Raw genomic sequence first — 13,041 nt, 5'->3', positions numbered from 1 at the left:
CGGTAGAGCCGCTTTTCGATTGTGAGGGGTTGCTTTCGCCCATGACCTCGAATCCCCGACCGACCCTCCTCGTCCTCGACGCCGAACCGCGCCCCCGGCTCGGGCGGCTCACCGGGCGGGCGACGGTCGAGTACGCCGACGCCTCGACGCTGGCCGCGCGGCTGCCGTACGCCGATGTGCTGCTGGTGTGGGACTTCACCTCCCACGCGGTGCGGGACGCCTGGCCGGGTGGCGGGCCCCGGCCGCGCTGGGTGCACACGGCGAGCGCGGGCGTCGACCATCTGCTCTGCCCCGAGCTGGTCGCCGCCGAGGACACCGTGGTGACGAACGCGCGCGGGGTGTTCGAGGCGCCGATCGCCGAGTACGTCGCCGCGCTCGTCCTCGCCATGGCCAAGGATCTGCCGCGCAGCTGGGAGTTGCAGGGGCGGCGGGAGTGGCGGCACCGGGAAGCGCTGCGGGTGGCGGGGGGCCGGGCGTGTGTGGTGGGGTCCGGACCGATCGGGCGGGCGATCGCGCGCTGCCTCAAGGCTCTCGGCCTGCACACGGCCCTGGTGGGGCGGACCGCGCGGCCCGGTGTGCACGGCCCGGAGGAACTCGACCGGTTGCTGGCCCGCGCCGACTGGGTGATCGCGGCCGCGCCGCTGACGGAGGCGACGTACGGCATGTTCGACGCCCGGCGGTTCGGGGTCATGCAGCCGTCCGCGCGGTTCGTCAATGTGGGGCGCGGGCAGCTCGTGGTGGAGGACGCGCTCGTCGAGGCGCTGCGCAAGCGGTGGATCGCGGGGGCGGCGCTGGATGTCTTCGAGCGCGAGCCGCTGGGCCCGGACGACCCGCTGTGGGACGTTCCCGGGCTGATCGTCTCGCCCCACATGAGCGGGAACACGGTGGGGTGGCGGGACGAACTCGGCGCCCAGTTCGTGGAGTTGTTCGAGCTGTGGGAGGCGGACAAACCGCTGCCCAACGTGGTCGACAAGCAGCGCGGGTACGTGCCCGGGCACTGAACTCCCCTGGGAGGGGCCGGATGTCGGAGCTCACGGAACTGTCCGCCGTACGACTGGTCGAGGGGTACCGCAAGGGCGAGTTCAGCCCGGTGGACGTCACGCGCGAGGCTCTCGAACAGGCCGAGCGCGTGCAGCCGGAGGTGAACGCCTTCGTCCGGATCGACACCGAGCCGGCCCTCGCACAGGCGCGGGAGTCGGAGGGGCGCTGGCGGCGCGGGGAGCCGGCCGGGGCGGTGGACGGGGTGCCGGTCACGGTGAAGGACATCCTGCTGGTGCGCGGTGGGCCGACCCTGAAGGGCTCCAGGACCATTGCGGAGAAGGGGAGTTGGGACGAGGACGCGCCCTCCGTGGCCCGGCTGCGGGAGCACGGAGCCGTCTTCCTGGGGAAGACCACGACACCCGAGTTCGGCTGGAAGGGCGTCACGGACTCCCCGCTCAGCGGGGTGACCCGGAACCCGTACGACCTCTCGCGTACGGCCGGGGGGTCCAGCGGGGGCGCGGCGGCGGCGGTCGCGCTCGGGGTGGGGCCGCTGGCGCTGGGCACGGACGGGGGTGGCAGCGTGCGGATCCCGGCCGCCTTCTGCGGGGTGTTCGGGTTGAAGCCGACGTACGGGCGGGTGCCGCTGTATCCCGCGAGCGCGTTCGGCACGCTGTCGCACGTGGGGCCGTTGACCCGGGACGCGGCGGACGCCGCGCTGATGCTGGACGTGATCTCCGGGCCCGACGCGCGGGACTGGTCGGGGCTGGGGCCGGTCTCCGGGTCCTTCCTGGACGCGCTCGCGGGCGGGGTGCGGGGGCTACGGGTCGCCTACTCGGCGTCGCTGGGTGGGCAGGTCGCCGTGCAGCCGGGTGTCGCTTCCGCGGTGCGGCACGCGGTGGAGGGGCTCGCCGGGCTCGGCGCGTACGTCAGTGAGGCCGACCCCGACTTCGGTGATCCCGTGAGGGCGTTCCACACGCTGTGGTTCAGCGGGGCGGCGCGCGTGACGCAGCGGCTGGGGGCGGAGCAGCTGGCCGTTCTGGATCCCGGGTTGCGGGAGATCCGGGAGGCCGGGGCGCGGCTGTCCGCGCTGGAGTATCTGGCCGCGGTGGATGTGCGGATGGACCTCGGGCGGCGGATGGGGGCGTTCCATGAGCGGTACGACGTGCTGGTCACGCCCGCGTTGCCGGTGACCGCGTTCGAGGCGGGGGTGGAGGTACCGGGGGGCTCCGGGCATCGGCGGTGGACGGGGTGGACGCCGTTCACGTATCCGTTCAACCTGACGCAGCAGCCGGCGGCGAGTGTGCCGGTGGGGGTGGACGGGAGTGGGCTGCCGGTGGGGCTTCAGGTGGTGGCCGCTCGGCATCGGGACGATCTGGTGCTGCGGGTGGGGCATGCGTTGTACGGGGCGGGGGTTGCGGGGGCGGGTGGGTTGTCGGGTGCGGGTGCGGGTGCGGGTGCGTGGGGCTTCTCGCGCAGTTCCCCGCGCCCCTGAAGGCCCAAGCCCTGAAGGCCCAAGCCCTGCGGGCCTGAAAGACCACGGCGCCGCGGGCTTGAAAAGCACGGGCGCAGCCCCTGCTTTTCAGGGGCGCGGGGAACTGCGCGAGAAGCCCCACCGGGCCCGCGGCCGCCGACGCACCCGCACCCCCGAGCTCCCAGGCGCCCTCACACCCTGCGGAACCGCAGCGTCTCCCCCGCCGCCCCCGTCCGCCACAGGTCGTTGCACGCGTCGGCCATCTCCTCCAACCCCTCGACCACCTGGCCCCACACGATCCCCGGTACCCAGCCCACGTCGCCGTTGAGGAGCAGGTTGTTGCGTTCGTAGAAGAGGGCGAGGTCCACGAGGGTGGTGTCGGGGCGGACCTGCTCGTCGTAGCCGTACGCGTGCGTGGCGAGTTCCGTGCCGGCGAAGGAGAAGTAGCAGAGGTCGCCGGGGATGGGGGTGACGGTGGGGTTCTCCAGCGGTGGCTCGTGGGGGGCGAAGGGCGGGAAGAGCGCGTAGATCTCGTTGCGGGCGTATTTGGCGTGGTAGACGTCCCCGGACAGCGGCAGGGCGTCCCAGACGGCGGCGCACGTGCGCGGCGCGCGGTCGTCCAGGAGCTTCGCCCGGCACACGACCTGACGCTTGAGCAGGGAGATCTCCAGATGGCGGTCTGTCCTGTCACTCATGTCTTCCATGGTGCCGCCGAGGTCAAGGGCGCCTTGCGGGTGTGTGCGGGGGTCTTGACTGCTCCCCTCCCTGAAGGGAGGGGATTCCTGGCTCAGGCCGCCTCCTGGAGCAGCGCTCCAGGAGGCCTTACGCCCTCAACACCAGCCGGGGTCAGACCAGCCCGGAGGAGCATCACGCGGGCGGAGTTCTTGTCCCTGGGGGACACGGCTCCGCACGCGGTGCAGGTGTAGGTGCGTTCCGACAGCGGAAGTGCGTGCTTGGTTCTCGCTCCGCACGATGCGCAGTCCATGGTGGTGTGCGCGGGATGTACGAGACGGACGTCACGTCCGTGCTTGCGGCCCATCTCTGGCAGAGCCTTCTTCGTGGCACCGATCGCGGCGTCCGCCGCCTTGCGCGCCATCGAGGACTTGGCGAGGAACTTCGGTTTGAAGTCCTCCACAGCGATGGCGTCGTGGTCGGCCACGACCTTCTTCGCCCACTTGCGGCCGGTGTCCTGCCGCTGCCGGGCGACCTTCTTGCACGCCTTCGCGCGCAGCTTCTTGGCCTCGCGGTAGCCCTTGGAGGCCGCCTGCCCTTTCGCAGGTCTGCGGCGGGCCATCATCCGGTCGTACCGCGACAGCTTCGCCTGCGCCTTGTGCCCGTGTCGCGGGTGGGGAAGGTCGTGGGCGCCGGATGTAGTGGTGGCGGTCTCCTTCACGCCCCAGTCGATGCCGATCACCGCGCCGGCGGCGGGGAGTGGCTGGACTTCGGCGGGGACGACGAAGGAGGCATACCAGTGGCCGAGGCTGTCGCGGTACACACGCACACTGGACGGGGCGGCGGGCAGCTCGCGGGACCACACCACGGTCAGCACGATGCCGCCCGCGAGGTGCAGGCGGCCGTCCTTCAGCCGGAAGCCGCGCCGGGTGTAGTTCAGCGTCGGGTCGGCCTCCCGCTTCTTCTTCCAGCCGGGCATCCCGGCCCGCTGCTTGAGGGGCAGGCGGTCCTTGATGTCCTTGTGCGCCTTCGTCCGGGAGATGCCGAAGTCCCGGATGATCTGCTGCTGCGGCACCAAGCTGCCTTCGCGCAGCCATGGCGTGCGCGCGCGGGCCTCGGTCAGCATCTTGTCGAGCTGGACCGGGCCGCACGTCAGCTTGTCCTCGGGGTGGGCCTTGTTGTACGCCTGCACGGCCTTGGACTTAGCCACGCACTCGTTCCACCGAGACCGTATGTGCGACACACGCACACCCGTGCCCGTATCCCGCCGCAGTCACCACAACCAGCGAACACAGGCACGCACGTTCGCTTCCCCCTGCCTTGCCGGCGATCTTGCGGGCGCTCCGCGCCCAGGAAACCAGACACCGCGACGCCCACGTCGCAGTTCCAGGATGCGATTCCTCCCCGGCGCGAACGCCGGGGAGGAATCGCAAGAAACAGGTGAAGGGCGCCGCGGTGGTGTGAATACATCGCATCGGGTCGGGTAGCCGCGCGCCCATGGCTCCAGCAACGAAGACCTCCGGGAGAACCGGCACGACACGCGACCCCAGCCGCCGGGCGCTGCTCGTCGGCGCCTCCGCCCTCGCCACCGCGGGTGCGCTGGGCGCCGCCGGGTGCAGCAGGGTGGCCACGGCCTCCGGCACGGAGGGGGGTGAGCTGCTGGACCGGCTGCGCGCGCAGGGCGTCGTACGGCTCGGTATCGCGGGCGAGATCCCGTTCGGCTACATCGACACCGATGGTGAGCTGACCGGCGAGGGGCCGGAAGTGGCCCGGGTCGTCTTCAAGCGGCTGGGCGTGGAACGGGTCCAGCCGGTGCCCACCGAGTTCGGGTCGCTCATACCCGGGCTGAACTCCCAGCAGTTCGATGTCGTGTCCGCCGGGATGTACATCAACCCCGAGCGCTGTGCGGAGGTCATCTTCTCCGAGCCCGACCACCAGATGCTGGACGCGTTCGTGGTGAAGAAGGGCAACCCGAAGGGGCTCAACGACTACGCGGACGTGATCCGGGCCAAGGCGAAGTTCGCCACGGGGTCGGGGTACGCGCAGATCGCGCACGCCGTCGAGGCCGGGTACAAGGAGAGCGACATCGTCATCGTGCCCGACCAGGTGGCCGGGCTGAACGCCGTGGAGGCGGGCCGGGTCGACGTGTTCGCGGGGACGTCGCTGACCACCCGCGAGGTGGTCAAGAAGTCCCGGACGACGGAGGCGACCAAGCCGTTCGCCGCGCTCGTCGACGGCAAGCCCCGGGTGGACGGCGCGGGCTTCGCGTTCCGGCCGGCCGAGACCCGGCTGCGGGACGCCTTCAACGTCGAGCTGCGGAAGATGAAGGAGAGCGGCGAACTGCTGCGTGTGCTGCGGCCCTTCGGGTTCACCAAGGTCGAGATGACCGACCTGACCACGAAGGAGCTCTGTCGCGCATGACACCAGGACTCTGGGAACTCGTACTGCGCGGCGTCTGGGTCACCCTCCAACTGCTGGTGTTCGGCGCGCTGCTGGCCGCCGCCGTCTCCTTCGTGGTCGGGATCGCGCGCACCCACCGGCGGTGGATCGTCCGCTTCGTCGCGGGCCTCTACACCGAGGTGTTCCGCGGCACCTCCGCGCTGATCATGATCTTCTGGGTGTACTTCGTGCTGCCGTTGGCCTTCGGCTGGCAGCTGGTCCCGATGTGGGCGGGCGTCCTCGCCCTCGGACTGACGTACGGGGCGTACGGCGCCGAGATCGTGCGCGGCGCCCTGACCGCCGTGGATCCGGCGCAGCGTGAGGGCGGTATCGCGCTGAGCTTCACCCCGTGGCAGCGGATGCGGCTGATCCTGCTGCCGCAGGCGGTCCCGGAGATGATCCCTCCCTTCGCCAACCTGGTGGTCGAACTGCTCAAGGGCACGGCGCTGGTGTCGGTCATGGGCATGGGCGACCTGGCGTTCAGCGGCAGCCTGGTGCGGCTGGCGCTCCAGGAGAGCGTGGAGATCTACGCGTATCTGCTGCTCATCTACTTCGTGATCGCCTTCCTGCTGACGCGGGCCATGCGGCTGCTGGAGCGGCGGCTGAAGGCCGGGGTGGGCAAGGCCCCGGCGCGGAAGGCGGCGGTGCCGTCGGCGCGTGTCCCCGAGGGCGCGGGCGCGGGAGGTGGTGCCTGATGAACTGGGACTGGAACGCGGTCACCGACTTCCTGCCGCACTTCCGGGACGGCCTGCTGGTCACCCTGCAGGCGCTGGCCCTGGGGTCGGTCGTCTCCTTCCTGCTCGGGCTGGTGTGGGCGCTGCTGGTGCGGACGCCGACCCGCTGGGTGAGCTGGCCGGTGGGCGTGGTCACGGAGTTCATCCGGAACACCCCCCTGCTGGTCCAGTTGTTCTTCCTCTTCTACGTGCTGCCGGAGTGGGGGCTGACCTTCTCGGCGCTGACCACGGGCGTCTTCGCGATCGGGCTGCACTACTCGACGTACACGATGCAGGTCTACCGGGCCGGTATCGAGGCGGTGCCGGTGGGCCAGTGGGAGGCGGCGACGGCGTTGAACCTGCCGGTGCGGCGCACCTGGACGGTGGTGATCCTGCCGCAGGCGGTCCGCCGGGTGGTGCCCGCGCTGGGCAACTACGTGATCTCGATGCTCAAGGACACACCGATCCTGATGGTCATCACGGTCCCGGAGATGCTGAGCGAGGCACGGCTCTACGCCCAGGAGACCTTCCGTTTCACCGAGCCCCTGACCGTCATCGGGGTGGCCTTCATCCTCATCTCCTATCTGGCCTCCCTGCTTCTGCGAACCCTGGAGCGACGCCTTGTCCGCTGACACCCCGCTGATGAAAGAACCCGAGTCGCCCGGCAAGCCTGTGGCGGACACGGGTGAACTGATCCGCTTCGAGAACGTGACCAAACGATTCGGCAGCAACACCGTCCTCGACCGGCTGGACTTCTCGGTCGACGCGGGCAAGCACGTCACGCTGATCGGCCCGTCCGGCTCCGGCAAGACGACGATCCTGCGGCTGCTGATGACCCTGACCAAGCCCGACGAGGGGACGATCACGGTCGGCGGGCAGCGGCTGTTCCCGGCGAGCGACAAGCAGTGCCGTGAGGTCCGCAAGAACATCGGGATGGTGTTCCAGCAGTTCAACCTCTTCCCCAACATGAAGGTGCTGCGCAACATCACCGAGGCGCCCGTCACCGTCCTCGGTCTCTCCAAGGACGAGGCCGAGGCGCGGGCCCGCGAACTGCTCGACATGGTCGGGCTCGCCGACAAGTGCGACGCCTATCCGACCCAGCTCTCCGGCGGACAGCAGCAGCGGGTGGCCATCGCGCGGGCGCTGGCGATGCGTCCGCAGGTGCTGCTGCTCGACGAGGTGACGTCCGCGCTCGACCCCGAGCTGGTCGCGGGCGTGCTCGACCTGCTCAGGGACATCGCCCGCACCACCGACATCACGATGCTCTGCGTGACCCACGAGATGAACTTCGCCCGGGACATCTCGGACCAAGTTCTGATGTTCGATTCTGGCCAGGTGATCGAGTCGGGCAGCCCCGAGAAGATCTTCGGCGACCCGTCGCACGAACGTACGCGGGAGTTCCTCGGCGCGGTCATCTGACTACACCTGGTGAGCGCCTGAACGCGTGGGAACATCCGAGGTCCATCGGCCGGGCCATACCTCTGGCATATGCCAGAGTGCTGGTCCGGCAGTTGGGAGGCCCGGAGGCACGGGGAAATTCTCGCGAACAACCCCTCCACGTACGACGCTTGGGCCGTATCGTGGGACACGGCAAGCTGTCCGAAAAACGGCCCGAGAAGCGCAGGGGGAAACCGTGGCGCTCAAGCACGAGCCGACCGCGCCGTACCACTCGGCCCAGGACGCCCTGCGCGTCCTGGAGACGGTGGCGCGGCACGCAGGTGGCGTCACCGACGCCGAGATCGCCCGTCGCACCGGCGTCGACAGTGAGCGGTTGACCGCGCTCCTGCGGATGCTGCGTCGCGAGGGGTATGTGGAACAGACCACCGACGGCGCCTACGTCAGTGGTGCCGCACTCGCCCGGCTGGGCTCCGCCCAGGGTCATGACCAGGCCCTGCGCGAGCAGCTCCAGCACACCCTCGACCGGCTCCGCGACTCCGTGGGCGCCGCCGTCTACGTCACCCGCTATCTGGACGGGGAGATCCAGGTCACCGGCTGGGCCGACAGCCCGGCCATGCCCGCGGTCCACGAGTGGGTCGACTTCCGCTCCTGCGCCCATGCCACCGCGTTCGGCAAGGGCCTGCTGGGCCAGCTCGACCTCAACGGCCGCCGCGACCACCTCTCGCGGCACCGCCCGGCCCGGCTCACCGCCCGCACGATCACCAACGAGAAGGTGCTGCTGAGCAAACTCGACGCCCAGACACCCACGGTCCCGGTCCTCGACCTCCAGGAGTACGCGCCCGGCACGGTCTGCGCGGCCGTCCCCATCACCGCGGGCTCCGCCGTCGGCTGCCTCGCGCTGTCGCTGCCGCTGAGGCACGCGCACCGGCTGCGGGCGGCGGCGAACACGCTGAACCGGGGAGCGGCGCCGGTCCTGCTGTCGTTGGCGATCTAGACATCCGGTGGACACCCCGCATCCCGCAGAGATCCAGCTCACGTTTAACCGGTCGAAGGCACCCGTCCGGACCAGGTAGTATTTTCTCTGTCGCCAGCCGCGAAAGCGGAAGAGCGACAGAGTCTGCGCCGCTAGCTCAGTTGGTTAGAGCAGCTGACTCTTAATCAGCGGGTCCGGGGTTCGAGTCCCTGGCGGCGCACATGGAGAAGGCCCCTCGCTTCGGCGGGGGGCCTTCCGCGTGCGCGGGCGCCGTCACGCCCGCAGGTACGCCAGCACCGCCAGCACCCTCCGATGGGTGTCCTCCGCCGGGGGCAGGTCCAGCTTTCCCAGGATGTTGCCGATGTGCTTGCCGACGGCCGCCTCGGTGACGACCAGCTCCCGGGCGACGGCCCCGTTCGACTTCCCCTCGGCGACCAGCGCGAGCACCTCCCGCTCGCGCGGGGTGAGCGCCGCCAGCGGATCGCGACGGCGCCGCAGCAGCTGCCGTACGACCTCGGGGTCGACGACCGTGCCCCCGGCCGCGACCCGCTCCACGGCCTCCGCGAACTGTTCGACCTGGCCGATGCGGTCCTTGAGCAGATAGCCGACGCCGGTGCCGTCGCCGGTGTCCAGCAGATCGGCGGCGTAGGCCCGTTGGACGTACTGGCTGAGGACGAGGACGGGCAGGGCGGGGTTCGCCGCGCGGAGTTCGAGCGCGGCGCGCAGTCCCTCGTCGGTGAGGCCGGGCGGCATGCGGACGTCGGTGACGACGAGGTCGGGGGCGTACGAGGACACGGCCGTGATCAGTGCGTCCGCGTCGCCGACCGCCGCGACGACCTCGTGTCCGAAGCGGGTCAGGACGCCGACGAGCCCTTCCCGCAGCAGCACGCTGTCCTCGGCGAGCACGATCTTCAGCGCTGCGGGCACGGGATCTCCAGGGACAGGACGGTCGGGCCGCCGGCCGGGCTGTGGACGGACAGTGTCCCATCGAGCACCGCGAGCCGGTCGGCGAGCCCCGTGAGGCCCGTGCCCCGCGCGGGGTCGGCGCCGCCCGTGCCGTCGTCCCGCACCTCCACCCGCAGCCGCCCGCCGGTGTACCGGCCGGCGATCCACGCCCGCCGGGCCCCGCTGTGCCTGCCGATGTTGGCGAGCGCCTCCCGGACCGCGAAGTAGGCCGCCGCTTCCACGGACTCGGCGAACCGGGGAAGGTCCACGTCCAGCTCCACGGGAACGACGGACCGGTCGGCCGCGTCGGCGAGGGCGTCCGGAAGACCGTAGTCGACCAGGACCTGGGGATGGATGCCGTGGATCAACTCCCGCAGCTCGCCCAGGACCTGATCGGCCTCCCGGTGGGCGGCGGCGAGCCGGTCGGCCAGGTGGGGCGGGGCGTCCAGCCGGGCCAGGCCCAGGGTCATGCTCAGCGACACCAGGCGCTGCTGGGCCCCGTCGTGCAGATCGCGCTCGATCCGCCGCCGCTCCGCCTCGAAGGCCGCCACCAGCCGGGCCCGCGACCGGGTCACCTCGCCCAGACGGCGTTCCGCCTCGGCCTCGCCCGGCGCGAGCAGCAGCCGGGCGAGCACGGCGCGGACCCGCGCGTACCGGACGAGGGGCCACAGCAGCGCGAGCAGGAGGGCGACGCCGGCGGCCGTGCACAGCAGGGCCTGACCGTAGGAGTCGATCAGCCAGAGCTTGACGATCCGCGCGTCACCGCTGGCACTGCTGGTCGTCGCCAGCTGCACGGGTGCCGCGATCATCGCGCCGGGCACGACCAACGCGACGAACAGCACGATCACGTCCAGCGGCCACAGCGCGAACGCGAGCAGGACGGTGTACGCCAGCTCCCGCCAGGTCGCCCGCTCGGTCAGCCGGAGCCGGGCCCACGCGGCGAGACCGGGCTCGGCCGGGGTGGCGTGCGGGTCGGGCGGCGGCGGGGTGCGGGTGAGGGCCAGCCGCCGCCGTTCGAGGGCACCGACGGGGATGCCCGACAGGACGGCCACGGCGAGCAGCGGCAGGCCCACCAGGATCGGGGCCAGGGCGAGTCCGAGGATGCCCAGGACCAGCAGCGCCACCAGCAGCGGGGCGCCGACGAGGACACCGCTCAGCAGGTAGGCCGCCGCGCGCGGCAGCTCCCGTACGACCGTTCGGATCATGGGGTCACGGTAGGCGGGGGCGGTCGGCGGCGGCCATACGCGCAGGTGGTGTCCGGGAGGTAGGCCCAGCCCTACCCCGTCAGCAGTTCCTCCCGTCCGCGCGCCCGGAACTCCGTCACCAGCCGCGCCAGATCCACCGCCGAGAACTTGCGGTACGCCCACTTCCCCGGCGGGCGCCACCAGACCGGGTCCGCGCAGCGGAAGCCCTCGCGGCGGAGGGTGGCGCGCTGGATCTTGTTGGTGGCGGTGACGGGCATGGACCGGACGACCCGTACGAAACGCGGCGTCATCTTCGTGCCCAGGTCGGGCTGGGCCAGCAGGAACTCGGCGAAGCGGCACGGGTCGAAGGTGCCGGCGACGGTCGCCATGACCTGGTCCCCGGCGACCGGGTCGGGGACCGCGTACACGGCGACGGCCTCGGCGCCCTCGTAGCGGGCGAGGATGTTCTCGATGACGGCGGCGGCGAGGTTCTCGCTGTCGACGCGGAGGCGGTCGTCGGTGCGACCGGCGAAGTAGAGGAAGCCGCCGGTGTCGCGGTAGAAGAGGTCGCCGGTCCAGTACCAGCCGTCGCGGCGGCGGGCGGCGTCCGCCTCCGGGTTGCGCCAGTAGCCCTCGAAGGGGTTGGGGCCCCGGTTGACCAACTCCCCTATCGCCTCCGTGCCGTTGAGCAGTCGGCCATCCTCGCCGAAGACGGCCGGCGGGCACTCCTTCCGGGTCTCCGGGTCGACCACCGCGAGGTCGTCGCCGGGTGCCGCCCGCCCGATCGCGCCCGGCGGCGCCCCGGGCGTGCGCTGGATCGCCGCCCCGCCCTCGGACGATCCGTACCCCTCCACGAGCCGCACCCCGAAGCGTTCCTCGAACGCCGCCGCGTCCACCGCGCCCGCCTCCGTGCCGAAGCCCGTGCGCAGCGGGGTGTCCCGGTCGTCGGGGCGGGGCTCGGTGGCGAGGAGGTACTGCACGGCCCGGCCGACATAGGTGAAGTACGTGGCCCGGTACGCCCGTACGTCGTCCAGGAACCCGGAGGCCGAGAACCGGCGGCGCAGGGCGACACCGGCCCCGGCGACCAGGGCGGGGGCCCAGTCGGCGATGACCGCGTTGCCGTGGAACATCGGCATGCAGATGTAGTGCACGTCGTCCCGCCGCACCCCGAAGCGGTCCACCAGGGCCCGCCCGGCCGCCGCGAGCCGTCCCTGGGAGCAGATGGCGGCCTTGGGCGCGCCGGTGGAACCGGAGGTGAAGTAGAGGAGGAGACGGTCGGCGGGAGTGGCCCGGGTGGGGTCGGGCTCGGCGCCCGTGTACGGGGCGAGGAGATCGGCGTACGGCTGGGTGCCGGTGACCAGGACGCGGACGCCGGGGAGTTCGAGGCCGTCGAGGAGCGGGAGGTGGGCCTGTTCGGTGATCAGCACCCGGCACTCGGTGTGCAGGATGTCGCGGGCCAGTTCGGGGCCCCGCCGGGTGGGGTTGACCCCGGCGACGGCCGCGCCCGCGAGGGCCGCCGCACTCAACCACATCGGGAATTCAGGGGTGTTGTCGAGGAGGACGCCCAGATGCGGGTGGGCCTTCGGTGGCAGGAGGTCGGTGAGCAGGGCCGCGCGGGCGGCGGCTGCGGCGGTGACCTCGTGGTGGGTCAGGACCTGCTCCTCGAACCACAGCCCGGGCCGGTGGTCGCCCCACCGGTCGGCGACGAGCTGTGCGACCGTGCGCCTCGTGGACTCCATGTCGGCGCACGGTAGTTGACAGACCGTCAGTTGTGGAGGGTCACGGCGTCGGGTACGAGGTGTCGGTCGAGAACTGGTGGAAGGTGACCATGAAGAAGACGCAGAACGCGAAGGCCACCCCGAGGAAGGCCAGCAGGCCGATGCCCGCCGCGGCCTCCTTGACCCGTCGGCCGGGCTGATGGGCGGTGGCGATCACCTTCGGTCCGTCGGTGTAGTGGACGGTGACGAAGTCGCCCTCGACCGTCGTCATCGGCCCGTCCTCCTCCTCGAAGCGGACGGATCGGCCGTCGTGGGTCCTGAACTCGTAGACGTGGTGGATCGTCGTGCGCACGGCGCTGTGCTCGCCCATGGTCTTGCTGACCGTGGTGAACGCCTTCAGACAGCGCGCCTCGGCCGTCAGGCCGCTGTTCCAGGCACTGCGGATCTGGAGCCAGCGGCGCAGCACGCGGTACGCCATGAAGGCGATGACGGTCATGATGACCACGGGAATGAGGTAGAAGAAGGCGTTCACGGTGTTCCCCCGGGG

Annotated in this window: 12 protein-coding genes, 1 tRNA gene and 1 pseudogene; 8 read left to right on the top strand and 6 right to left on the bottom strand. The window is 71.4% G+C overall.

Features of this window, described 5'->3' with window-relative positions:
* Positions 1–41: 41 nt before the first annotated feature.
* Both K1J60_RS27750 and K1J60_RS27745 read left to right on the top strand, forming a co-directional pair.
* Positions 42–1,001 (top strand): D-2-hydroxyacid dehydrogenase, encoded by a 960-nt coding sequence (locus K1J60_RS27750; protein WP_220648567.1) that lies wholly within the window; start codon positions 42–44, stop codon positions 999–1,001.
* Positions 1,002–1,021: 20 nt separating this feature from the next.
* Entirely contained in the window at positions 1,022–2,473 is a 1,452-nt protein-coding gene (locus K1J60_RS27745) for an amidase (protein ID WP_220648566.1), read from the top strand.
* 170 nt (positions 2,474–2,643) lie between these two features.
* Here the strand turns inward: K1J60_RS27745 and K1J60_RS27740 are convergent, their stop codons facing one another.
* Together K1J60_RS27740 and K1J60_RS27735 are read right to left on the bottom strand one after the other, a co-directional pair.
* Positions 2,644–3,147, bottom strand: coding sequence for a DUF3830 family protein (locus K1J60_RS27740; protein ID WP_220648565.1), 504 nt, complete (start codon positions 3,145–3,147; stop codon positions 2,644–2,646).
* A 92-nt stretch (positions 3,148–3,239) separates the two neighbouring features.
* Positions 3,240–4,346, bottom strand: a pseudogene (locus K1J60_RS27735) (RNA-guided endonuclease InsQ/TnpB family protein); the annotation flags it as partial.
* A 275-nt stretch (positions 4,347–4,621) separates the two neighbouring features.
* On the opposite strand from K1J60_RS27735, the gene ehuB reads away from it, so the two are divergent.
* The 6 genes from ehuB (at position 4,622) to K1J60_RS27705 (ending at position 8,867) form a co-directional block, all read left to right on the top strand.
* Positions 4,622–5,545, top strand: coding sequence for an ectoine/hydroxyectoine ABC transporter substrate-binding protein EhuB (ehuB, locus tag K1J60_RS27730; RefSeq protein ID WP_220648564.1), 924 nt, complete (start codon positions 4,622–4,624; stop codon positions 5,543–5,545).
* Positions 5,542–6,258: an ectoine/hydroxyectoine ABC transporter permease subunit EhuC gene (gene ehuC, locus K1J60_RS27725; RefSeq protein WP_220648563.1), complete on the top strand. Its 717-nt coding sequence runs from the start codon at positions 5,542–5,544 to the stop codon at positions 6,256–6,258. Before ehuB ends, ehuC begins: the two co-directional genes overlap by 4 nt.
* A complete protein-coding gene (gene ehuD, locus K1J60_RS27720) occupies positions 6,258–6,908 on the top strand; it encodes an ectoine/hydroxyectoine ABC transporter permease subunit EhuD (protein WP_033531203.1) in 651 nt (216 codons plus the stop codon). The genes ehuC and ehuD overlap by 1 nt, the downstream gene beginning before the upstream one ends.
* 10 nt (positions 6,909–6,918) lie before the next feature.
* The gene (gene ehuA, locus K1J60_RS27715; protein WP_220651727.1) at positions 6,919–7,695 is read left to right on the top strand and encodes an ectoine/hydroxyectoine ABC transporter ATP-binding protein EhuA; all 777 of its coding nucleotides are present in this window, start codon (positions 6,919–6,921) and stop codon (positions 7,693–7,695) included.
* Between the two features lie 214 nt (positions 7,696–7,909).
* Complete coding sequence (locus K1J60_RS27710) at positions 7,910–8,668, top strand: IclR family transcriptional regulator (RefSeq protein WP_220648562.1); 759 nt, start codon at positions 7,910–7,912, stop codon at positions 8,666–8,668.
* Between the two features lie 125 nt (positions 8,669–8,793).
* Positions 8,794–8,867, top strand: a tRNA-Lys gene (locus tag K1J60_RS27705).
* A gap of 53 nt (positions 8,868–8,920) precedes the next feature.
* Here the strand turns inward: K1J60_RS27705 and K1J60_RS27700 are convergent.
* The 4 genes from K1J60_RS27700 to K1J60_RS27685 form a co-directional block, all read right to left on the bottom strand.
* Complete coding sequence (locus K1J60_RS27700) at positions 8,921–9,574, bottom strand: response regulator (protein ID WP_220648561.1); 654 nt, start codon at positions 9,572–9,574, stop codon at positions 8,921–8,923.
* The gene (locus K1J60_RS27695; protein ID WP_220648560.1) at positions 9,559–10,797 is read right to left on the bottom strand and encodes a sensor histidine kinase; all 1,239 of its coding nucleotides are present in this window, start codon (positions 10,795–10,797) and stop codon (positions 9,559–9,561) included. The genes K1J60_RS27700 and K1J60_RS27695 overlap by 16 nt, the downstream gene beginning before the upstream one ends.
* A 71-nt stretch (positions 10,798–10,868) precedes the next feature.
* Complete coding sequence (locus tag K1J60_RS27690; protein ID WP_220648559.1) at positions 10,869–12,515, bottom strand: long-chain-fatty-acid--CoA ligase; 1,647 nt, start codon at positions 12,513–12,515, stop codon at positions 10,869–10,871.
* Positions 12,516–12,555: 40 nt separating this feature from the next.
* Positions 12,556–13,026, bottom strand: a complete 471-nt coding sequence (locus K1J60_RS27685) for a DUF3592 domain-containing protein (RefSeq protein WP_220648558.1) — start codon at positions 13,024–13,026, stop codon at positions 12,556–12,558.
* Positions 13,027–13,041: the final 15 nt, after the last annotated feature.

This window comes from Streptomyces akebiae (genome assembly GCF_019599145.1).
Classification (GTDB): Bacteria; Actinomycetota; Actinomycetes; order Streptomycetales; family Streptomycetaceae; genus Streptomyces; species Streptomyces akebiae.
The sequence above is the reverse complement of the archived record's forward strand: the minus strand, read 5'-3'. Positions and strand labels throughout refer to the sequence as shown.